Source organism: Pseudomonas sp. 15C (assembly GCF_055484735.1).
The window spans coordinates 18,970-38,828 of record NZ_JBUDGD010000023.1 but is presented as its reverse complement, the minus strand read 5'-3'; the positions used below and the strand labels follow the sequence as shown (position 1 = coordinate 38,828).

Below are 19,859 nucleotides of genomic sequence, written 5' to 3'. Positions count from 1 at the left end.
CATGTGTCCTCGGCGGGCAACAATTCGGTTAAATGCGGGGGTGAAAACGTCGCCTCAGCGACGCTCGATCGGCTCGATCACTTGCAACGCGAGGTTGCCTTTGTGCGAGCCCATCTTGACCTTGAAGGCCGGCACGCCGTTGGCGCGCATGATCATGTCTTCCGGCATCTCGACCGGGATCACGTCACCCGGCTGCATGTGCAGGATGTCGCGCAGTTTCAACTGGCGACGGGCCACGGTGGCGCCGATCGGCACGTCGACATCGAGCACGTCCTGGCGCAGGGCATTGACCCAGCGCTCGTCCTGGTCGTCGAGGTCGGACTGGAAGCCGGCGTCGAGCATTTCGCGCACTGGCTCGATCATCGAATACGGCATCGTGACGTGCAGATCACCGCCACCGCCATCGAGCTCGATGTGGAAGGTGGAGACAACGATCGCTTCGCTCGGGCCGACGATGTTGGCCATGGCCGGGTTTACTTCCGAGTTGATGTACTCGAAGTTGACTTCCATGATCGCCTGCCAGGCTTCTTTCAGATCGACGAACGCCTGTTCCAGCACCATACGCACCACGCGCAGTTCGGTCGGGGTGAATTCACGCCCTTCGATCTTCGCGTGACGGCCGTCGCCGCCGAAGAAGTTGTCCACCAGCTTGAACACCAGTTTGGCGTCGAGGATGAACAGCGCGGTGCCGCGCAACGGTTTGATCTTGACCAGGTTGAGGCTGGTCGGCACGTACAGCGAGTGTACGTATTCGCCGAATTTCATCACCTGCACGCCGCCGACGGCAACGTCCGCCGAGCGGCGCAGCATGTTGAACATGCTGATGCGGGTGTAGCGGGCGAAACGCTCGTTGATCATTTCCAGGGTCGGCATGCGTCCACGGACGATGCGATCCTGGCTGGTCAGGTCGTAGCTTTTGACACTGCCGGGTTCGGCAGCGTTATCGGTCTGTACCAGACCATCGTCGACGCCATGCAACAGCGCGTCGATTTCATCCTGGGACAGCAGATCCTGCACGGCCATGTCGTGTTCCTACTGCAATACGAAATTAGTGAAAAGCAACTGTTCGATGACCACCTTGCCCAGCTCTTTCTGCGCCACTTCCTGGACGCTGGCGGTGGCCTTCTGGCGCAACATCTCTTGCCCGACCGGGGTCGCCAGCGTGGCGAAATCCTGACCGGAGAAGAGCATCACCAGGTTGTTGCGGATCACCGGCATGTGCACTTTGAGCGCATCCAGATCGGCCTGGTTACGCGCCAGCATGGTGATGCTCACCTGCATGTAGCGCTGACGGCCGTTCTGGTTGTAGTTGGCTACGAAGGCCGGCGCCATCGGCTCGAAGATCGCCGGCTGCTTGCCGACCGGCGCAGCTTCGGCGGCCTCGGCAGGTTTGCTCTGGGCGCTGTGCATGAAGAACCAGGTCGCCCCTACGGACGCACCGATGGCCAACAGCAAGGCCAGCACGATCACAATGATCAGCTTGAGTTTGCCTTTGGTTGCCGGGTCTTTTACCGCTGCTGCTTCGCTCTTCGCCATGCCAATAATCCGTCACTAATCGGGGGTTTTACAGTTGCACGGCTAGGCAAGAGCAAGTGTTATGCCAGAAGTGTCGGAGGGTGCGCAGACAGCGCCAAAGTCAAAAAGCCACCCTCACCCCAGCCCTCTCCCGGAGGGAGAGGGCGCAGACCGGGTCGGGTTTTGGTTATGCGTCGACCCGAAAAACCGAGTCGATTACGGATTCAGTGAAGGCGATGCAGGTCGGCGTAGATCTTCAATATCCCCCAATCAGTCCCCTCTCCCTCTGGGAGAGGGCTAGGGTGAGGGGCTTTTGATCTGAAGCGATCAGGCGTAATAATCAACCGCGCTGCTGCCAATCACGCTGGTGGTCTGAGCGGCCACTTCAGCGACGCTGGCCGGTGGCAGTTCTTCGTCCACCGCATCAAGGCGACCGCCGGCAGCACTGGTGCGGCCGCTCTGGCCCTGCTGCGCCTGTTCTTGGCCTTGCTGGCCCTGCCAGCCACGGTTCTGGTCGGCGACATTGACGTCGACCTGGCCCATGCCCTGCTGGTTGAACATGTCGCGCAGGCGATGCATCTGGCTGTCCAGCGCCTCACGTACGCTTGGGTGCGCACTCATGAACGTCACCTGCGTCTGCTGGTCCGGGACCATGTTCACGCGGATGTCCAGACGCCCGAGTTCGGCCGGTTGCAGCTGAATGTCCGCCGCTTTGAGGTTGGCACTCGACAGATACATGACGCGGTTGACCACTTCTTCAGTCCAACCGCTCTGGTGCATGGCGATCGGTTGATTCACCGGCAATGCATTGGCGGTCTTCGGCGTGGCGGCCTGGGTCAGTGCCGCCAAGCGGTTGGCGAAGTCATCGACGCGGGTATCGCTGGTCGCTGATGTCAGGTCCTTGAGGCCGTCGTCGATCAAGCCGCTGAACGCTTTCTCGCCGCCCTGGCTGGTGCTGTCCTTGTCGGATTGCACGTCGAGCATGCTGGCCATGCCGGCCGCGAAGTTTTGTGCCGCAGTCAATTCACCGTCGGCCTGAGCCTGAGCCGGTGAGGCTTTCGGTTGCGCCTGGCTGGCGGCGGAAATATGCCCGCCCTGCTCCATCGCCATGCGCACGGCCGGCAGCGAATCGAGCGGGTCGGCGGACGGATCGAAATCGCTGGCGGAGGTAACCGCCGGATCTTTGACCATGCCCGGCAGAGCGGCCAATGCAGGCGTCTCGGTTTCCGGCTGCGCAGTGGCGACGACGGCCGGCGCCTGCATGACAGGCGCGGCGATCAGCGGTTGCGCAGCGGCAACCAATGCCGGATCCAGCGCAGGATCAACCGGCGGAGCTTCTACGACTGGAGTCTGCGGAGCGTCGGAGTTGGCATCGCTATCGGCGGAAGTATCATCGCTGGCTGCGGCTTTATCGGCAGGCAAGTCGTTGCCGCTATCGGCAACCGCCGGCTGCGCAGCGGCAGACGGATCCTTGCCGAGGTCTTTCTTGCCGCTGCTATCGGCGACCTTGTCGCGCGCCGGTTTGGGCGAATTGTCAGCGTTGGCGACGGGCTTGTTCGAGCCCTGATCGGCAAATACTTTGGCGAAGCTGGAGGCTTTATCCCCGGTGTCTGCGGCCATTGCCGGCGTTTTGGCCGAGGCGGCTTGCGCCTTGGCCTGAGCGGCGTTCTGAATGAGGATGTTGGGGGTCGCAGGCATGAAACGGTCTCCGCTGCACTGGGATCGTAGGTACAGTTGAGCATGTTGACTGCAAGTGCCGGGCCAGTTTGGCCAGGCACTTGCGAAAAGCGCCGGACGGCAGCTTTAGTGGCTGTGGGTGTGGTGCTTTTCGTTTTCGTACACCGGGCGTACGTCGGCGAATTCAGAATGGATATCGGCAACCAGTTGAGCGAGCGCTTCCGGGCTTTTCTCCCTGGCGTTCGACTCCAGGTCCTGGCACAACGCAGCCAGCCGGATGGCGCCCATGTTGCTGGCGCTGCCCTTGAAGCTGTGGGCGACATCAGACAAAGCTTTGGCGCTGGTGCTGTCGTGCAACTCGTGCAGGCGGCTTTGCGAATCTGCCAGAAAAGTCTCCAGCAACTCCGGATAGCCGTCCTCCATCACCTCACGCAAGGTGTCGAGAACGTCGCGATCTACATGTGGGTCAGTCACTTGCTCACTCCTTGATCAAGAATGCGCGGATTATGCCTCAATCCCCCAGAAAAACTCCACGCAGGCACTACGACCTTGGTCCGTCCAACAGGCGTTATGCCCCAATTGCCGGACCAGACCGACACCGCGACCCGACAGACGGAGCCCTTCCAGCGGCCGCTCCATGACCCTGGCTACATCGAAACCCTTGCCGCTGTCCTCGACCCGAATCACCAGAGCACCACCCGCGCCGCGCGGATGCACCTGCAGATGCACCCGGACAAATCCATCCTGCAGCGCTTCGAGGCGGTCATTGCGTTGCTGATAATAAAGCGCAAAACCCGCCGCATCGCGCTTGAGGCTGGAGTCCAGGCCGAGCACGCCATGCTCCAGCGCGTTGGAATACAACTCGGCCAGCACGCTGTAGAGCGCGCCACTTTGCGTGCGCAGCCCGTGCACCTCCTGCAACAGTTGCAACAGATACGGCAAAGGATTGAAGCGCTTGAGCGTGGCACCACGGAATTCGAAACTCACCGACCAGTCCAGCGGGCTCGATTGCCCGCTGTCGGAATAGACCGGCGCCAGATTTTGCCCCGGCGCAGATTCGAGCAGGCTGACCTCGACCATGCTGACGTCGTCACGCGCCTCGCCACCGAAATCGCGCAGCGCTTGCTCGATGTCCTCGAACAAGCGATCTGCCTGTCGATTGGCGGCGAACACCTGCTGCAAGCGCTCGACGCCGAACAACTGGTCATTGCCATCGCCGGTATCGATGACCCCGTCCGACAACAGGAACACCCGATCATCGATGGCCATCGGATACACGTCGGTGCGGTCGTCGAAGGTCTCGGCGCTGAGAATGCCCAGCGGTAAATGTCCGGATGGCAACGGCACCCGCTCGCCGGTGGCCATGCGGTGCAGATAACCGTCCGGCATGCCGCCATTCCACACCTCCACCGAACGGCTCTGGAAACTCAAACAGAGCAGTGTGGCGCAGCAGAACATGTCCACCGGCAGAATGCGCTTGAGCTTGGCGTTCATCTCACGCAGGGTTTCAGCCAGGCCGTAGCCTTTGGCGGTCATCCCGTAAAACACTTCGGCCAGCGGCATCGCCCCGACCGCCGCCGGCAAGCCGTGGCCAGTGAAGTCACCGAGCATGACGTGCATGTCACCGGCCGGTGTGTAGGCCGCCAGCAGCAGGTCTCCGTTGAACAGCGCGTAGGGCGATTGCAGATACCGAATGTTCGGCGCGCTCAGGCAACCGGAATGCGCGACCTTGTCGAACACCGCTTTGGCGACGCGCTGTTCGTTGAGCAGATAATCGTGGTGTCGGGCAATCTGGTCGCGTTGCTGCAGGACCGTTGCCTGCAAACGACGCAAGCGATCCATTGCCTTGATTTTGGCGGCGAGGATCACCTGGTTGTACGGCTTCGCCAGAAAGTCGTCACCGCCCGCCTCCAGGCAGCGGACCAACGCTTCGCTTTCGGTCAGCGAGGTGAGGAAAATGATGGGTACCAGCGTCTCGCCTGCCAGTGCCTTGATCAGGCGCGCGGCTTCGAAGCCGTCCATCACCGGCATCAGCGCGTCCATCAGGACCAGATCAGGATGTTGCCGCTTGAAGGTGTCGACCGCCTCGGCACCGTTCGCTGCTGTCAGCACGTGATGGCCCTGACGACGGACGATGGTCGACAGCAGCAACCGATCGGCGGCGCTGTCTTCGGCGATCAGCACGGTCAGCGGCTCTTGCGCCTGCATGGGCGTCAACTGATGTCGAACAGTTTGTCGAAGTTGGAGATCGCGAGGATTTTCTTCACGTCGGAGCTGCTATTGACCACACGGATATCCGCCTCGTCGCCGCCGGCGTGATCGCGCAGCAGGAGCAGCATGCCCAGCGCCGAGCTGTCGAGGTAGGTCGCTTCTTTCAGGTCGACAACGATGGACTCCGGTTTGGTATTGAGCCTTTCATACGACTCGCGAAATTCCTGATGGCGACCGAAATCGAACCGCCCCTTGATCGCGATCGTGAGTTTCTGACCATCGGGTGATACTTCTGTAACGACTGACATTGACTGGCTTCCTTGTCATTGACGAACCTGTACAAGGTTTAGCACCTGGATGGTGATGGGGCAAGGCGCAACGGTTGATCCTATGTGGGAACAAGTATGGGAGCGAGCCTGCTCGCGAAAGCATCCTGTCAGTTGACTACAGGGTTGACTGACACTGCGCTTTCGCGAGCAGGCTCGCTCCTAGGGGTTCAGCGGTGATCCTAGAAGGCATCACGCCGCGGCAGGCGCTGGGACAATTCATCCAGTAACTTCTGCTCGCGCTTGTCTTCCAGACGCTGCGCCTCGTCGCGATAACGCTGGACCAGTTTGCGCAAACCCTCGACGCGAGCGAACGCCTGTTGCCACTCATTGCGTGCCTTGTCGAGGTTGTTCTGGTGCCAGACCAGACTCTGGCGCTGCTGGTCGACGGCGGTGTCGAGCTGCGCCAGAAAGCCCTGAAACCCGAGCAGCCATTGACCGGACACGCCGGTGCTGCCGCGCACGATCCATTGCTGCGAGTAATCCAGACGAAAGGCATTGAGGTCGGCGAGCTTGCTCTCGGCGACTGTCACCTGCCCCTGAAAATAAGCCATGCGTTGCACGGCGGTTTTCTCGGCCTTCTCGGCCATTTCCACCACCGGTGCCAGGCGCGCGGCGCGGCTGACGGCCATAACCGCTTACCCGCCCGCCGCCGGAGCGAACAAGGTCTCGAGGTAGGCCTGGCTTTCGCCCATGGTGATCTTGTCGTTGAGGCCCTGGCGCTGATAGCGGACCAGTTGCGGTTGCAGGGAAATCGCCAGATCGGTCTCGCGATCGCCGCCGGCGACGTAGGCGCCAACGCTGATCAGGTCGCGGCTCTGCTGATAGCGCGACCACAATTGTTTGAAATACTGCGCACGCTGCATGTGTTCCGGCGAGACCACCGCCGGCATCACCCGGCTGATCGACGCTTCGATATCGATGGCCGGGTAGTGCCCTTCCTCGGCCAGGCGCCGGGACAGCACGATGTGGCCGTCGAGCACGCCTCGCGCCGAGTCGGCAATCGGGTCCTGCTGGTCGTCACCCTCGGAAAGCACGGTGTAGAACGCGGTGATCGAGCCGCCGCCCTTCTCTGCGTTACCGGCCCGCTCGACCAGTTTCGGCAGCTTGGCAAATACCGATGGCGGATAACCCTTGGTCGCTGGCGGCTCGCCGATGGCCAGGGCGATCTCCCGTTGAGCCTGGGCGAAACGGGTCAGCGAGTCCATCAGCAACAGGACATTCTTGCCCTTGTCGCGAAAATACTCGGCGATGCGCGTGCAGTACATCGCCGCGCGCAGACGCATCAGCGGCGCATCGTCCGCCGGTGAGGCCACCACCACGGAACGCTTGAGGCCTTCTTCCCCCAGGCTGTGCTCAATGAATTCCTTGACTTCGCGACCCCGCTCGCCGATCAGGCCGACGACAATAATGTCGGCTTCGGTGAAGCGCGTCATCATGCCCAGCAGTACCGACTTACCGACGCCGGTACCTGCGAACAGGCCCAGACGCTGGCCTCGACCGACCGTCAACAAACCGTTGATGCAACGGATACCGACGTCCAGCGGCACGCTGATCGGGTCACGGTTGAGCGGGTTGATCGTCGGGCCATCCATCGGCACCCAGTCTTCGGCTTTCATGCCGCCCTTGCCGTCCAGCGCGCGACCGGCGCCATCGAGCACGCGACCGAGCATGCTCATGCCCATCGGCAAGCGACCGGTCTCGGCCAGCGGCACCACGCGGGCGCCCGGGGCAATCCCGGCGACGCTGCCGACCGGCATCAGAAAGACTTTGCTGCCGGAAAAGCCCATGACTTCCGCTTCGACCTGCGAGGGGTGATAGCTGTCGTCATTGATCACCAGGCAGCGCGTGCCCATGGCAGCGCGCAAGCCTTCGGCTTCGAGCGTGAGGCCGACCATGCGCAGCAGACGCCCTTCGAGAATCGGCGCGCCGGCCATTTCGGTGGCCTCGGCGTAGGTGCTCAGGCGCTTGGCGAAGCTGGTGCGTTCAAGGCGCATCGGGGTGGTCCGCGAGCGGCTCTTCAGCAGCAGCCGTCGGCTTGATGTCGTCGGGGATGTCCAGACTCAGGTCGGCCTCGGCCGGGTGCAAAGCCTGCTCGTGCAACTGGTCGAACAGCTTGTCCATGACCTGCGCGACGCGGGTTTCGATGCTCGCATCGATGCGGCTGTGCGCGGTTTCAACCCGGCAGCCACCCGGCATCAGCGCTTCGTCTTCGACGATGCGCCAGGTTTCTTCGTGGCGCTCGCGCAGGCTTTTCGCCTGTTCGAAATCCTGCGGATTGACGTACAGGCGCACGTTGTCGACGCCCAGCGGCAACAGCTTGAGAGCGTCGCGCATGACGTGTTCGATCTGGCTTGAATCGATCGCCAGTTCGCGCTTGATCACCTGTTTGGTGATGTGTTGCACGAGGTCGACCAGCGACTTTTCGATCTGCGTGTCTTGCTCGGCGATCGGCTCGAACAGGTGCGCCATCAGTTGCTCGAGGCTGGCGAGTTTCGCCGCCAGCGCCACTTCGGCTTCCTGACGCACCTTCAGCGTGGCGCTGTGAAAACCTTCCTTTTCGCCAATGGCGAAGCCCTCGTTGTAAGCCTCCTGGCGGATGCTTTCGAGTTCTTCCAGGGTCAGTGGCTGGACTTCTTCCAGCGGCACTTCTTCCATTTCCGGCGGCTCGGGCTCCGGCTCGGGCTCGGGTTCCGGTTTTGGCGGGTCGAAGCTGGGCAGCGCCCAGGATTCGAAACCACGAACATCGCGGGCGCGGATCAGATCCGTCACAGACTCGTCAGGCTTGTCCATGGGCTTAGATCATTTCCTCGCCGCCCTTGCCACCGAGCACGATCTCGCCGGCTTCGGCCATGCGGCGGGCGATGGTGAGGATTTCCTTCTGCGCGGTTTCGACGTCGCTGACGCGCACCGGGCCCTTGGCTTCGAGATCGTCGCGCAACAGTTCGGCGGCACGCTTGGACATGTTCTTGAAGATCTTTTCCTTGACGCCTTCGTCCGAACCCTTGAGGGCCAGCACCAACACGTCGGACGACACTTCGCGCAGCAGCGCCTGAATTCCGCGGTCGTCGACGTCCGCCAGGTTGTTGAACACGAACATGAGGTCTTCGATCTGACCGGACAGGTCTTCGTCGACTTCGCGGATCGAGTCCATGAGCTGACCTTCGATCGAGCTGTCGAGGAAGTTCATGATGTCGGCCGCACGCTTGATGCCACCCAGGGTGGTGCGCGAGGCATTCGAGTTGCCGGAGAACTGCTTCTCGAGAATCTGGTTGAGCTCTTTCAATGCCGCGGGCTGCACGGTGTTCAACGACGAGACGCGCAGGATGATGTCCAGACGCACCTTGTGGTCGAAGTTGCCGAGCACTTCACCGGCCTGATCCGGGTCGAGGTACGCGACCACGATCGCCTGGATCTGCGGGTGTTCGTAACGGATGACGTCGGCGACCGCGCGCGGCTCCATCCATTTCAGGCTGTCCAGGCCACTGGTGTTGCCACCGAGCAGGATGCGGTCGATGAGGCCGTTGGCCTTGTCTTCGCCCAGCGCCTGGGTGAGCATTTTGCGCACGTAGTCGTCGGAGCCGACGCCGAGGCTGGTCTGATCGCCGACGATGTCGACGAACTCGCTCATGACCTGTTCGACCTGCTCGCGGTGGACATTGCCCATCTGTGCCATGGCCACGCCGACCCGCTGCACTTCTTTCGGGCCCATGTGACGCAGCACTTGCGCAGCATCGGTCGAACCGAGGGACAGCAGCAGAATCGCGGCTTTGTCGACCTTGGTCAGTTTGAGGGTGGCGGCTCGGTTATCACTCATCTGCGTTAATCCACTCTTTCACGACCTGAGCCACGCGACCCGGGTCTTCAGCTACCAGACTCTTGATTGCATTCAGTTGCGCGTCATAACCCTCGCTCGGGCTCGGCAACAGAATGCTCTGCGGACCACCGAGGCTTACGCGGTCGTTGGCCAGTTCGCCGTCCAGGCCGCCCATGCCACCGAGTTCCACGTCGCTGCCCAGACCGGCCAGCTCCTTGCCTTTGCCACCGCCGGTGATGTTGTTGAGCACCGGACGCAGCACACCAAACACCAGCACCAGGATGAACAACACACCCAGCACTTGTTTGACGATGTCCCAGAACCATGGCTGGGAGTAGAACGGAATATCGGCAATCACTTCGCCGCGCTCGGCGGAGAACGGCATGTTGATCACGCTGACGCTGTCGCCACGGCTGGCGTCGAAACCAACGGCGTCCTGCACCAGACGGGTGAAGCGCGCCAATTCGTCGGCGGTCCACGGCGCACGGCTGGTTTCGCCGTTGGCCGCATTGACCTTGACCTGATCGTCGACCACCACCGACACCGACAGGCGATTGAGACGGCCCTGTTGCTGTTTGGTGTGGCTGATCGAACGGTCGAGCTCGAAGTTCTTGGTGGATTGTTGACGCTTGTCCGCCGGGTACGGCGCGAGCATCGGCTGGCCGGTGGCCGGGTCCATGATCTGCTGACCGTTGGCATCGACCAATGGCTGACCTGGCTGGATCATCCCCGCCGGAGCAGCAGCGCCGCCGGTGGTTTGCGGTGCCGAGGCTGGCGACGGTGGCTGGTTGCTCAGGGCACCCGGCACACCTTGCGGGCCATTGCTGGCGGTGCGTTGTTCGTTGACCGACTGCTCGCTGCGCAACGCAGGCTGATCCGGGTTGAACTGCTCGGCGGTCGATTCGACGGCACTGAAATCGATGTCGGCGGAGACTTCAGCCTTGTAGCGATCGTTGCCCAGTACCGGTTGCAGAATATTGTGCACGCGCTGGGTGAGCATGCTTTCCATGCGGCGGCTGTAATCGAACTGCTTGCCGGCCATGGTCATTTCGGAATTTTCCGCCTGATCGGAGAGCAGGTTGCCCTTCTGATCGACGACAGTGATCTGCGATTTGCTCAACTCGGGAACGGACGTCGCCACCAGATTGATGATCGCTACCACCTGGCCAGGCTCCAGCGAACGACCGCTGTACAGCTCGACCAGTACCGAAGCGCTCGGCTTGCGCTCGTCACGCACGAACACCGAACTTTTCGGAATCGCCAGGTGCACGCGGGCACCCTTGACGTTGTTCAGGCTGGAAATGGTCCGCGCCAGTTCACCTTCGAGGCCGCGACGATAACGGGTCGCTTCCATGAACTGGCTGGTGCCCAGACCTTGTTCCTTGTCGAGGATTTCGAAACCGATGTTGCCGTCGCTGGGAGTGACACCAGCGGCTGCGAGTTTCATCCGCGCACGGGACAGATCGTCGGCCTTGACCAGCAAGGCGCCGGAATTGGGTTCTACGTTGTAAGGGATGTCAGCGGCGGCCAGGGTTTCCATGACCTGCTTGGCGTCCAGGCCGGCGAGGCTGCCGTACAAAGGACGGTAATCCGGCTGCTGCGACCACAGCACCACGGCAAAGCCAATCGCCACGCTCGCCGCCAGACCGACCAACAGGCCGACCTGACGCAGCACGGTCATCTGGGAAAGGTTTTCCAGAAAGGACAGGCCGAACAGCGGCGGTTTACCGTCGATCGGGGTGGCCTTGGCCGGAACGTTATCAGCGACTGCTTCTGCCATGACTCAATCTCGCCCTTATACCGGCATCTGCATGATGTCTTGATACGCCTGAACCAGTTTGTTGCGCACCTGGGTCAGAGCCTGGAACGACACGCTGGCTTTCTGCGACGCGACCATCACGTCGGTCAGATCGACGCCGCTCTTGCCGACCTCGAATGCGTTGGCCAGTTGAGTCGACGCCTGCTGGGTATCGCTGACTTTGTTGATCGCTTGACCGAGCATGTCGGAAAAGCTGCTGCCCGCCAGTTCAGGAACAGCGGCGGTCGATTTGCGCGCAGACATGGCATCCACTTTCATGGCCTGCATGTCCATCATCAACCGATTAAATTCAATACCTTGGCTCATGGTCTACTCTCTTGGGCGGCCCGCAATTTTTTGACACTTCACTCGGCGGGTACACAGGTATTAGCAACAAGGGTGCCAGCTAATGGGCACCCCTTTGAGAAAAGCATTCTGATTGTTAGCGCGTTGATTCAGGTGGCGAACAGATAGCCTTCAACGTCCATTCCGGCATCGCGCATCTGCGCCAGTTTGTAGCGCAGGGTACGCGGGCTGATGCCGAGTTTTTCCGCTGCTTCCTTGCGTCGGCCGCGCTCGGCCCGCAGGGTGTCGATGATCATCTGAAACTCCCGGCGGCGCAGGTCATCGCCCAGCGCACCGGACGAATCCGCTTCGACTTCAAGCTCTCGAATCGCCGGCGCAGTGACCGGCAAAGCTGCAACCGGCAGCGCACCAGCGAGGCAGAAATCCTGCGGCTGAATCAACCCGCCCTGCTGCAGGATCAGCGCCCGTTGAATGGCGTTATCCAGTTCACGCACATTGCCTGGCCATGGGTAGGCCGTGAGACATGCTTGCGCTTCAGGCGAAAGTCTTGCTGCGGCGTGCTTCATTTTATTGACGTGTTTGGCCAACAATCTTTCTGCCAGCGGCAGGATATCGGCAGTGCGCTCGCGAAGTGGACGCCAGGCCAGGGGGAAAACCGACAGGCGGTAAAACAGATCCTCACGGAAGCGCCCCGCCGCCACTTCGCCCGCCAGATCACGGTTGGTCGTGGCGACCACGCGGATATCCAGGGTGATCGGCTTGCGTGCGCCGACGCGCTCGACTTCACGCTCCTGCAACACTCGCAGCAACTTGGCTTGCAGGCCAAGGGGCATTTCCGAAATCTCATCGAGCAAAATGGTGCCGCCGTCGGCCTGTTCGAACTTGCCGGGCTGGGCGGCGATGGCGCCGGTAAACGATCCCTTCTCATGACCGAACAGCGTCGCTTCAAGCATGTTGTCGGGGATCGCCGCGCAGTTGATCGCAATGAACGGTTGATTGGCGCGGTGCGATTGCTGATGAATGTAGCGCGCCAACACTTCTTTACCGGTACCGGATTCGCCGGAGATCAATACCGTGGAATCGCTGCGCGCCACCCGCGCGGCGAGATCAAGCAACTGCGCGCTGGCCGGCTCGACGGCTATCGGCCCTTCAGCTTCAACGCCACCGATGCTGCCGAGCGCATGCCGCGCCACCAGATCGAGCAGCGCCTTGGGTTCGAACGGCTTGACCAGATAATCCGCCGCGCCCTGACGCATCGCGTCGACGGCGCGCTCGACCGCACCGTGGGCGGTCATCAGCAGCACCGGCAATTGCGGCTGACGCGCGCGCAGCAGTGCGAGCAATTGATGGCCATCCATTCCCGGCATATTGACGTCACTGACCACCAGGCTGAACGCTTCGTGCGCCACGGCCGTCAATGCATCTTCGGCGCACCCGACCGCACGGTAATCGTGCCCGGCCAGCAACAGCGTATCGGCCAGCGCTTCGCGCAACGAACGGTCATCTTCGACCAGCAACACCTTGATGCCCATGGCAGTCACTCAACTCCTTGTGCGGCAGTAAACAATGGCAGGATCACCTGCGCGCAGGTGCCGCGGCCGACCCGCGAACGCAGCCGCAATTCTCCCTGATGCGCCCGCGCCACTGCCTTGACCACGGTCAGGCCGAGGCCGGTGCCGGTGACTTTAGTGGTGAAAAACGGTTCGCCAAGCCGCGCCAGCACGACCGGTTCGATACCGCTGCCACTGTCGCTGATGCTCAGGCGCAGCGTGTTGTCGCGGGTGTAGCAGTGGACTTTCAGACGGACTGCGCCGGCACTGGCCTGAATCGCGTTTTCGATCAGGTTCAACAGCGCCCCGACCAGCGTGTCGCGATTGCACAGCAGCTCGCCGGCATGGCTGTCGCATTGCCAGCGGATCGGCAAGTCCTGCACATGGGTCAGCGCCGCGGCTTGCAGCGCCTGCATCAACGCGTTGGGGGTGAGGCGATCGGTCAACGGTAACTCGCCGCGCGCGAACACCAGCATGTCACGCACCTGGTGCTCCAGCTCATGCAGGCGCTCTTTCAGGCGTCCGGCGAAACGCTGCTGCGTGGCGACCGGCAGCTCCTGCTCAGTCAAATGACTGGCATACAGCAGCGCGGCGGACAGCGGCGTGCGAATCTGATGGGCCAGCGAAGCGACCATGCGCCCGAGCGACGACAGACGCTCGTGGCGCGCCAGTTGATCCTGTAAATGACGGGTTTGCGTCAGGTCGTTGAGCAGCACCAACTGCCCCGGCTCGGCATCCAGCGAGCGGGTGGCAATCGACAGGCGTCGACCGTTTTTCAGTGAGATTTCGTGGCCGTCGTCTTCACGCGGTGCGAAGCAGCGGGCGATCACCTGGCGCCACAACTCGCCTTCCAGCGGCAGGCCGAGCAATTCGATAGCGGCCGGATTGGCTTCGCAGACAATGCCGTGGCCGTCGATGACGATGACGCCACCGGGCAACAGATCGAGAAGATTTTGCAGGCGGTTGGCCAAGCGTTCCTTTTCCGCCAGCTCCTGCATGCGCTGGGCGCTGACCACGGCCAGCTCACCCTTGAGCTCGGTCACCCGCGCTTCAAGCATGCTGTAGGAGTCGGTCAACTGGCTGGACATCTGGTTGAACAGCTCGAACGCCTGCTCAAGTCCCTGACGGCTTGCCTGCTCTACGGACGAGGGTTGCCCCACGATATTGGAGGCAGAAGATATCTGGGCGGCTTGGGGCATTGTGCTCTCTCGCTTGGCTGACCGTCAGTGAAACGGAACGTTGCGAGGGCTGTAGCAATACCCGTGCCTAAAAAAAAGCGCTTATAAATGAAGCGCTTGCAAAACAGGCGTCAATCATCCGCCTGTTCGTCTCCTCCGGCCCGGCTCATGCCGTACTTGCGCATCTTCTCAACCAGCGTGGTACGACGGATACGCAGGCGTTCCGCCGCCCGCGCCACGATGCCGTTGGCATCGTCCAGCGCCTGCTGGATCAGACCCTGCTCCAGACCACCGAGGTAGTCCTTGAGGTCCAGACCTTCTGGCGGCAGCAATGCGTTGGCGCTGAAATCCGGCGTGTGGCCGTTGATGGCCACGCGCTCTTCCAGATCGCTGCGCAGGCTGTCGACCATCTGCTCGTCTTCGTCGTCGACGTAGCGGAATTTCTTCGGCAACTCGACCACGCCGATCACCCCGTACGGGTGCATGATCGCCATGCGCTCAACGAGGTTGGCCAGTTCGCGGACGTTGCCCGGCCAGCCGTGACGGCACAGCGACATGATCGCTGCCGAATTGAAACGGATCGAACCGCGCTTTTCATGCTCCATGCGCGAGATCAGTTCGTTCATCAGCAACGGGATGTCTTCGACGCGCTCACGCAGCGGCGCCATCTCGATCGGGAACACGTTCAGGCGGTAGTAGAGATCTTCGCGGAAGCTGCCGATCTCGATCATGGTTTCGAGATTCTTGTGCGTCGCCGCAATGATCCGGACGTCGACGCTCTGGGTCTTGTTGCTGCCGACGCGCTCGAAGGTGCGCTCCTGCAGCACGCGCAGCAGTTTGACCTGCATCGGCAGCGGCATGTCGCCGATTTCATCGAGGAACAGCGTACCGCCGTTGGCCAGCTCGAAGCGCCCGGCACGGCTGGTGATCGCCCCGGTGAAAGCGCCCTTCTCGTGGCCGAACAGTTCGCTTTCCAGCAGCTCTGCCGGGATCGCCCCGCAGTTGACCGGCACGAACGGCGCGTCACGGCGTTTGGAATGGTAATGCAGGTTGCGCGCGACCACTTCCTTGCCGGTGCCGGACTCGCCGAGAATCAGCACGCTGGCGTCGGTGTCGGCGACCTGCTGCATCATCTGACGCACATGCTGAATCGCCCGGCTGGTGCCGACGAGGCTGCGGAACAGATTGGGTTCGCGATGACGACCGCGCTCTCGGGCCTGGTCATACATCTCGCGATAGACCTGGGCACGGTGCAGCGAATCGAGCAATTTGCTGTAGCTGGGCGGCATCTCGAGGGTGGAAAGCACCCGCCGACGCTGGTCTTCAGGCAAGTCAACGGAAGAATTATCGCCCATCAACAAAACCGGAAGGAACTCATCCCAGGTTGAGAGTGTCTTTAACAAGCCCAAAAGCGCACCAGGAGCATTGACGGTCCCGATCAGTACGCAAATGACCTCACGACTAGACGACAAAGAGCCGACTGCCTGCTGCCAGTCATGGCTGCCGCAGGGTAAATTTTCTTCGCCAAGAAAATTCAGAATCACCGCCAGGTCGCGGCGGCGGACGCTATCGTCATCGATCAGCAGAATTTTGGTTTCACGCCACATGCAATAGCAACTTCCCTAGTCAACTCAATGCCCGAAAAATGGGGCAAGCGAGACGCTTGCAGGACACCATGTGCCTGTAGACGCCCTAAATCTGATAATAGCCACTAGTTAAGTCAAAAAACCGTGCACAGTCAAATTTATGGCGCATATGCCTGGATTAACTGACGGTTAATCAACCAAACAGATGGTAAACCTTGGCCGCTTTTTGCGCTTGGGTGATCTGCGACATCTCGTTGGCTATCGCCTGCCGCTCGCCCATGGCCACTTCGAGAAGCTCCTTGTAAACGAACAGCAGCTCTTCGAGGTTGTCTCGCAAGGCGACTTCGTCCAGCGAGGCTTCCGCCATGACGTCTTCCATGCAGGACCGGCACGCCAGATCCAACTCGCCGATGGCTTCCCAATTGCGTTCGGCCAGAGCACCGACCAGCGCTTCACGGGTATCGGCAATTCGCTGCAATACAAGACTCATGACGCTCTCCTTCAGAACTGCGGAGCAGGCACAGGCGCGATGGCGTCCCAGCCTTCCTTGACCGTGCTCAGCAAGCCGGCAACCTCGTCGAGAATGCGCGGGTCACTGCTGATGTTCGCCTCGGCGAGACGCTTCATCATGTAAATGTACAGGCCATCCAGGTCGGCCAGCGCTTCGGCGTTGTTTTCCAGGTCGAGACCTTCGCGCAGACCGCTGACAATGCCGATCGCCTTGCTGATCGAAGTGCACTTGCCAGGAATGTCCTTGCGCTCGATGGCGCCTTTGGCCTGAGCGATACGGGCCAGGCCACCTTCCATCAACATTTGCACCAGACGGTGCGGGCTCGCTTCGGATGTCTGCGCATGGGCACCGACTTTCTGATACTGCCGAAGGGCTAACATCGGGTTCATGTTCTACCTCATTTGCCACAATGACTCGTATAACCAGTGTATCGCCAACGAGCCTGAAAACTTTAGATCAAAAGACAAAAACCCGGCACACGCTGAGCTAGCGTAGCCGGGTTTTTGTCGTTACCAACCGTTACTTCGCGGACTGCTGAGCATTCAGCGAGCTGAAGAACGAGGTGATGTTGCTCGCCGTCGCTTTCATCTGGCCGACCAGCAAATCCATGGCGTTGTACTTGGCGGTCAACGTCGTGGTCAGGTTGGCGACGCGCAAGTCGAGCGCCACCTGCTGCTTCTGCAAGCTGCTCGTCAGATTGGTCAGATTGGAACTGCGCTGATCGAGCAGCCCGCCCGTCTTGACGTAGGGATCGACCGCCGCGCTCATGCGTGCCAACAGACCGTTTTTCGCGTCGGTACCGCTGAACAATTGCTGGACCTGGCCAGCCATGCCCGGGGTTTCCATACGCTTGTTGAACACGGCAGTGTCGAGCGTGAGCAAACCAGTCTTGCTGTCAGTCAACACACCCATCTGCGACAGTACGGACAATTGCCCTGCTCCGCCCGCCCCTGGATCGGTCAACTGAGCGCGCACGTCCGCCATCAGCGAACGCGGCAGAGCGTCACCCGTGAACGCTGCCGAAACGGTCAGATTGCCATCCGCGTCCGGCGTTGCCTTGGACAAGGTGTCGATGGTTTTCTTCAAGGTGTTATAGGAGTCGATGAACGACTGCAGCGACGTCTGAATCCCGGCGGTATTGGTAGCGACCGACACGGTAGACGGTGTTGCCACGCCACCGACGACTGGACTTGCGGTGACCAGATTCAGGGTCATGCCGCTGATTGCACCGGTCACGGTATTGGTCTTGCTGGTAACGGCCAGGCCGTCGATGGTCAGACTGGCATCCATCGCCAGCTTACCGACAGCACCGGACGCACCGGCCGCCGGGCTGCTGCCCATTTCCTGGGTGCCATCGATCTCCAGACCAGCGATCCCGCTGACCTTCAGGTCCATGCCGGCACCCGTCTTGTTCGAGCTGAGCACCAGTCGCGACGAACCGGTGCTGTCGGTCACGATGTTGGCCGAAATACCGTTGCTGGCCTGCGCGGTGTTGATCGCATCGCGCGTGGACTGCAAGGTGGCATTGGCCGGAATCGCGACATTGTAATCAATGCCATTCTGACTGATTTTCAGAGTACCACTCGGAATGGCACTGGCGGCCCCGCCGGCGAAGGCGGCACTGGCGACTTTCGAGCCGGTGGCCAGATTTTTCACAACGACGCTATACGTACCCGGTACGGCGGTTTTATCCGATGTGGCACCGACAACAGTCGGCGTGTCCGAAGTCGCAGTAAAACCGGCAAACGCCGGGCTCGTTGCCTTGTTCAGATCACCCATTGCTTTCTGGTATGCCGCCAATGCACTTTTCAGCGAACCGACGCCGGAAATCTTCAGGCTGTTGGTTTTGGTCGCGGTATCGATCTGTGTCTGCTTGGCAGACTTGTCGGCGTTGACCAGCGCAGTCACGATCGCGCCGATGTCCAGGCCAGAACCCAGTCCGGAACCCGGTAGAATTGGACTTGCCATGTGCATCTCCCTTCAGATTGTTGCCATTCTTTTGACCGTTAAAGGCGTCTTGGGAACGAACAAACACTATTCATGCCATTTATCAGACTTTGGCGTCGAACAACACGTGACTTGCGTTGGCGAGGCTGTCCGCCAGCTTGAGGGCTTCGGCGGAAGGAATCTGTCGAACGACTTCACCTGTCTCGCTTGCGATCACCTTGACGATGACTTTGCCGGAATGCTCGTCAATCGAGAACTCCAGATTACGCTTGATCGACTGGACGAACTTTTCGATCTCTTGCACCGCCAGTTTCAACTTGGCGCCGTCCGAATCCTGATCCTTGGCAGCGACCGGTGCTTCAGTCTTTTGGACTTTAGGCAGCTCTGACGGTTTGTCAGCAACCGGTGTCACTGGCTTGGGAGCCGGATAAGACACGTTAAGCTTTACGCTCATGTCCATGCCCATCACCTCTTAACGTAAAAAAGCGAGAGAGCACGACAAGCGCACTCCCCCGCTTAAACTCGATCCGAATTACTGAAGCAGCTTCAGTACAGCGGAAGGCAGTTGGTTGGCTTGGGCCAGTACGGAGGTCGAAGCTTGCTGCAGAGTCTGCTGCTTGGTCAGGTTAGCAGTTTCAGCGGCGAAGTCGGTGTCCTGTACACGACCCTGAGCAGCGGTGGTGTTTTCAGTGATGTTCTGCAGGTTCTGGATGGTGCTGGTCAGACGGTTTTGCGAAGCACCCAGGCTGGCACGGGTTGCACCGATGTTAGCGATAGCTGCGTCGATTGCAGTGATCGCGCTGTCGATGGCAACGGCAGCGTCAGAAGGGCTGGCGCCGGTCAGTACCACAGTGCCGCTGCCAACAGACAGGCTGACGGCGTCGAACTTGGAGCTCAGTACCAGGTCGATGTGGTTAGCCGAACCGGTGTTTGCACCCACTTGCAGGGTCACAGTACCAGCCGAACCGTCCAGCAGGTTTTTGCCGTTCAGGTTGGTCGAAGCCGAGATACGGGTGATCTCGTCGGACATCTGAGCGAATTCAGCGTTGGTAGCGGTCTGGTCAGCAGTGCCGTTGGTACCGTTACGGGCTTTAACAGCCAGTTCACGCATACGCTGCAGGATGTCGGTAGTCGCTTGCAGAGCGCCTTCAGCGGTCTGGGCAACGGAGATACCGTCGTTGGCGTTCTGGATGGCCTGGGTGTTACCGCGGATCTGCGAGGACATACGGTTGGAGATCTGCAGGCCGGCAGCGTCGTCTTTAGCGCTGTTGATTTTCAGGCCGGAAGACAGGCGTTGCATCGAAGTCGACAGAGCGTCGGAAGCGCGGTTCAGGTTTTTCTGAACGTTCAACGATGTGGTGTTGGTGTTTACTGTTAAAGCCATGACGAATTCCTCGTTGGTTGGGTACTGCGGCTTCCGGCCCTGGCAACCGCCGG

Annotated in this window: 20 protein-coding genes; all 20 read right to left on the bottom strand. The window is 60.7% G+C overall.

The annotated features are described in order from the left end of the window. Window positions 1-54 precede the first annotated feature (54 nt). The 20 genes from fliM to ACYYKW_RS13910 all read right to left on the bottom strand — a co-directional run bounded on the left by fliM (window position 55) and on the right by ACYYKW_RS13910 (window position 19,806). Window positions 55-1,023 (bottom strand): flagellar motor switch protein FliM, encoded by a 969-nt coding sequence (gene fliM, locus ACYYKW_RS14005; protein WP_003222890.1) that lies wholly within the window; start codon window positions 1,021-1,023, stop codon window positions 55-57. 9 nt (window positions 1,024-1,032) lie between these two features. Beyond that, complete coding sequence (gene fliL / locus ACYYKW_RS14000) at window positions 1,033-1,536, bottom strand: flagellar basal body-associated protein FliL (RefSeq protein WP_093103454.1); 504 nt, start codon at window positions 1,534-1,536, stop codon at window positions 1,033-1,035. Window positions 1,537-1,842: 306 nt separating this feature from the next. Further along, the gene (locus ACYYKW_RS13995; protein ID WP_464990380.1) at window positions 1,843-3,213 is read right to left on the bottom strand and encodes a flagellar hook-length control protein FliK; all 1,371 of its coding nucleotides are present in this window, start codon (window positions 3,211-3,213) and stop codon (window positions 1,843-1,845) included. A 105-nt stretch (window positions 3,214-3,318) separates the two neighbouring features. Then, the gene (locus ACYYKW_RS13990) at window positions 3,319-3,666 is read right to left on the bottom strand and encodes an Hpt domain-containing protein (RefSeq protein ID WP_464990379.1); all 348 of its coding nucleotides are present in this window, start codon (window positions 3,664-3,666) and stop codon (window positions 3,319-3,321) included. A 30-nt stretch (window positions 3,667-3,696) separates the two neighbouring features. Then, window positions 3,697-5,400 carry an ATP-binding SpoIIE family protein phosphatase gene (locus ACYYKW_RS13985; RefSeq protein ID WP_464990378.1) on the bottom strand — a complete coding sequence of 568 codons (1,704 nt, stop codon included), beginning with the start codon at window positions 5,398-5,400 and terminating at the stop codon, window positions 3,697-3,699. Window positions 5,401-5,405: 5 nt separating this feature from the next. Then, window positions 5,406-5,711: an STAS domain-containing protein gene (locus tag ACYYKW_RS13980; RefSeq protein ID WP_203421220.1), complete on the bottom strand. Its 306-nt coding sequence runs from the start codon at window positions 5,709-5,711 to the stop codon at window positions 5,406-5,408. Between the two features lie 200 nt (window positions 5,712-5,911). After that, entirely contained in the window at window positions 5,912-6,361 is a 450-nt protein-coding gene (gene fliJ / locus ACYYKW_RS13975) for a flagellar export protein FliJ (RefSeq protein ID WP_090282358.1), read from the bottom strand. 6 nt (window positions 6,362-6,367) lie between these two features. Beyond that, window positions 6,368-7,726, bottom strand: a complete 1,359-nt coding sequence (gene fliI, locus ACYYKW_RS13970) for a flagellar protein export ATPase FliI (protein ID WP_093103468.1) — start codon at window positions 7,724-7,726, stop codon at window positions 6,368-6,370. Next, window positions 7,716-8,522 carry a flagellar assembly protein FliH gene (fliH, locus tag ACYYKW_RS13965; RefSeq protein ID WP_336355173.1) on the bottom strand — a complete coding sequence of 269 codons (807 nt, stop codon included), beginning with the start codon at window positions 8,520-8,522 and terminating at the stop codon, window positions 7,716-7,718. The genes fliI and fliH overlap by 11 nt, the downstream gene beginning before the upstream one ends. A 4-nt stretch (window positions 8,523-8,526) precedes the next feature. Next, window positions 8,527-9,546, bottom strand: coding sequence for a flagellar motor switch protein FliG (gene fliG, locus ACYYKW_RS13960; protein WP_016984305.1), 1,020 nt, complete (start codon window positions 9,544-9,546; stop codon window positions 8,527-8,529). Then, the gene (gene fliF, locus ACYYKW_RS13955) at window positions 9,539-11,326 is read right to left on the bottom strand and encodes a flagellar basal-body MS-ring/collar protein FliF (protein ID WP_090282355.1); all 1,788 of its coding nucleotides are present in this window, start codon (window positions 11,324-11,326) and stop codon (window positions 9,539-9,541) included. Before fliF ends, fliG begins: the two co-directional genes overlap by 8 nt. 15 nt (window positions 11,327-11,341) lie before the next feature. Further along, on the bottom strand, window positions 11,342-11,671 hold the full coding sequence (gene fliE / locus ACYYKW_RS13950; protein WP_090282354.1) for a flagellar hook-basal body complex protein FliE: 330 nt from the start codon (window positions 11,669-11,671) through the stop codon (window positions 11,342-11,344). 128 nt (window positions 11,672-11,799) lie between these two features. Further along, entirely contained in the window at window positions 11,800-13,182 is a 1,383-nt protein-coding gene (locus tag ACYYKW_RS13945; protein WP_093103477.1) for a sigma-54-dependent transcriptional regulator, read from the bottom strand. A gap of 5 nt (window positions 13,183-13,187) precedes the next feature. Beyond that, the gene (locus tag ACYYKW_RS13940; protein ID WP_336355172.1) at window positions 13,188-14,399 is read right to left on the bottom strand and encodes a sensor histidine kinase; all 1,212 of its coding nucleotides are present in this window, start codon (window positions 14,397-14,399) and stop codon (window positions 13,188-13,190) included. A gap of 110 nt (window positions 14,400-14,509) precedes the next feature. Next, window positions 14,510-15,985 carry a sigma-54 dependent transcriptional regulator gene (locus ACYYKW_RS13935; protein WP_090282351.1) on the bottom strand — a complete coding sequence of 492 codons (1,476 nt, stop codon included), beginning with the start codon at window positions 15,983-15,985 and terminating at the stop codon, window positions 14,510-14,512. Between the two features lie 172 nt (window positions 15,986-16,157). Then, a complete protein-coding gene (gene fliT / locus ACYYKW_RS13930; RefSeq protein ID WP_016771085.1) occupies window positions 16,158-16,454 on the bottom strand; it encodes a flagellar protein FliT in 297 nt (98 codons plus the stop codon). Between the two features lie 11 nt (window positions 16,455-16,465). Then, on the bottom strand, window positions 16,466-16,864 hold the full coding sequence (fliS, locus tag ACYYKW_RS13925) for a flagellar export chaperone FliS (RefSeq protein ID WP_090282350.1): 399 nt from the start codon (window positions 16,862-16,864) through the stop codon (window positions 16,466-16,468). A gap of 130 nt (window positions 16,865-16,994) precedes the next feature. Next, the gene (gene fliD, locus ACYYKW_RS13920; RefSeq protein WP_093103483.1) at window positions 16,995-18,443 is read right to left on the bottom strand and encodes a flagellar filament capping protein FliD; all 1,449 of its coding nucleotides are present in this window, start codon (window positions 18,441-18,443) and stop codon (window positions 16,995-16,997) included. A gap of 82 nt (window positions 18,444-18,525) precedes the next feature. Further along, window positions 18,526-18,882 (bottom strand): flagellar protein FlaG, encoded by a 357-nt coding sequence (locus tag ACYYKW_RS13915; protein ID WP_041479011.1) that lies wholly within the window; start codon window positions 18,880-18,882, stop codon window positions 18,526-18,528. A gap of 72 nt (window positions 18,883-18,954) precedes the next feature. Continuing rightward, the gene (locus ACYYKW_RS13910) at window positions 18,955-19,806 is read right to left on the bottom strand and encodes a flagellin domain-containing protein (RefSeq protein ID WP_073472782.1); all 852 of its coding nucleotides are present in this window, start codon (window positions 19,804-19,806) and stop codon (window positions 18,955-18,957) included. Window positions 19,807-19,859 lie beyond the last annotated feature (53 nt).

What these genes read in the sequence shown, in the direction of transcription:
- ACYYKW_RS13915 (WP_041479011.1), bottom strand. Translation starts at nt 18,882, where the DNA reads ATGGACATGAGCGTAAAGCTTAACGTGTCTTATCCGGCTCCCAAGCCA.
- ACYYKW_RS13945 (WP_093103477.1), bottom strand. Translation starts at nt 13,182, where the DNA reads ATGGGCATCAAGGTGTTGCTGGTCGAAGATGACCGTTCGTTGCGCGAA.
- ACYYKW_RS13980 (WP_203421220.1), bottom strand. Translation starts at nt 5,711, where the DNA reads ATGTCAGTCGTTACAGAAGTATCACCCGATGGTCAGAAACTCACGATC.
- fliM (WP_003222890.1), bottom strand. Translation starts at nt 1,023, where the DNA reads ATGGCCGTGCAGGATCTGCTGTCCCAGGATGAAATCGACGCGCTGTTG.
- fliG (WP_016984305.1), bottom strand. Translation starts at nt 9,546, where the DNA reads ATGAGTGATAACCGAGCCGCCACCCTCAAACTGACCAAGGTCGACAAA.
- fliH (WP_336355173.1), bottom strand. Translation starts at nt 8,522, where the DNA reads ATGGACAAGCCTGACGAGTCTGTGACGGATCTGATCCGCGCCCGCGAT.
- fliT (WP_016771085.1), bottom strand. Translation starts at nt 16,454, where the DNA reads ATGAGTCTTGTATTGCAGCGAATTGCCGATACCCGTGAAGCGCTGGTC.
- ACYYKW_RS13985 (WP_464990378.1), bottom strand. Translation starts at nt 5,400, where the DNA reads ATGCAGGCGCAAGAGCCGCTGACCGTGCTGATCGCCGAAGACAGCGCC.
- fliJ (WP_090282358.1), bottom strand. Translation starts at nt 6,361, where the DNA reads ATGGCCGTCAGCCGCGCCGCGCGCCTGGCACCGGTGGTGGAAATGGCC.
- fliE (WP_090282354.1), bottom strand. Translation starts at nt 11,671, where the DNA reads ATGAGCCAAGGTATTGAATTTAATCGGTTGATGATGGACATGCAGGCC.
- ACYYKW_RS13910 (WP_073472782.1), bottom strand. Translation starts at nt 19,806, where the DNA reads ATGGCTTTAACAGTAAACACCAACACCACATCGTTGAACGTTCAGAAA.
- ACYYKW_RS13995 (WP_464990380.1), bottom strand. Translation starts at nt 3,213, where the DNA reads ATGCCTGCGACCCCCAACATCCTCATTCAGAACGCCGCTCAGGCCAAG.
- fliL (WP_093103454.1), bottom strand. Translation starts at nt 1,536, where the DNA reads ATGGCGAAGAGCGAAGCAGCAGCGGTAAAAGACCCGGCAACCAAAGGC.
- ACYYKW_RS13935 (WP_090282351.1), bottom strand. Translation starts at nt 15,985, where the DNA reads ATGTGGCGTGAAACCAAAATTCTGCTGATCGATGACGATAGCGTCCGC.
- fliD (WP_093103483.1), bottom strand. Translation starts at nt 18,443, where the DNA reads ATGGCAAGTCCAATTCTACCGGGTTCCGGACTGGGTTCTGGCCTGGAC.
- fliS (WP_090282350.1), bottom strand. Translation starts at nt 16,864, where the DNA reads ATGAACCCGATGTTAGCCCTTCGGCAGTATCAGAAAGTCGGTGCCCAT.
- fliF (WP_090282355.1), bottom strand. Translation starts at nt 11,326, where the DNA reads ATGGCAGAAGCAGTCGCTGATAACGTTCCGGCCAAGGCCACCCCGATC.
- ACYYKW_RS13940 (WP_336355172.1), bottom strand. Translation starts at nt 14,399, where the DNA reads ATGCCCCAAGCCGCCCAGATATCTTCTGCCTCCAATATCGTGGGGCAA.
- fliI (WP_093103468.1), bottom strand. Translation starts at nt 7,726, where the DNA reads ATGCGCCTTGAACGCACCAGCTTCGCCAAGCGCCTGAGCACCTACGCC.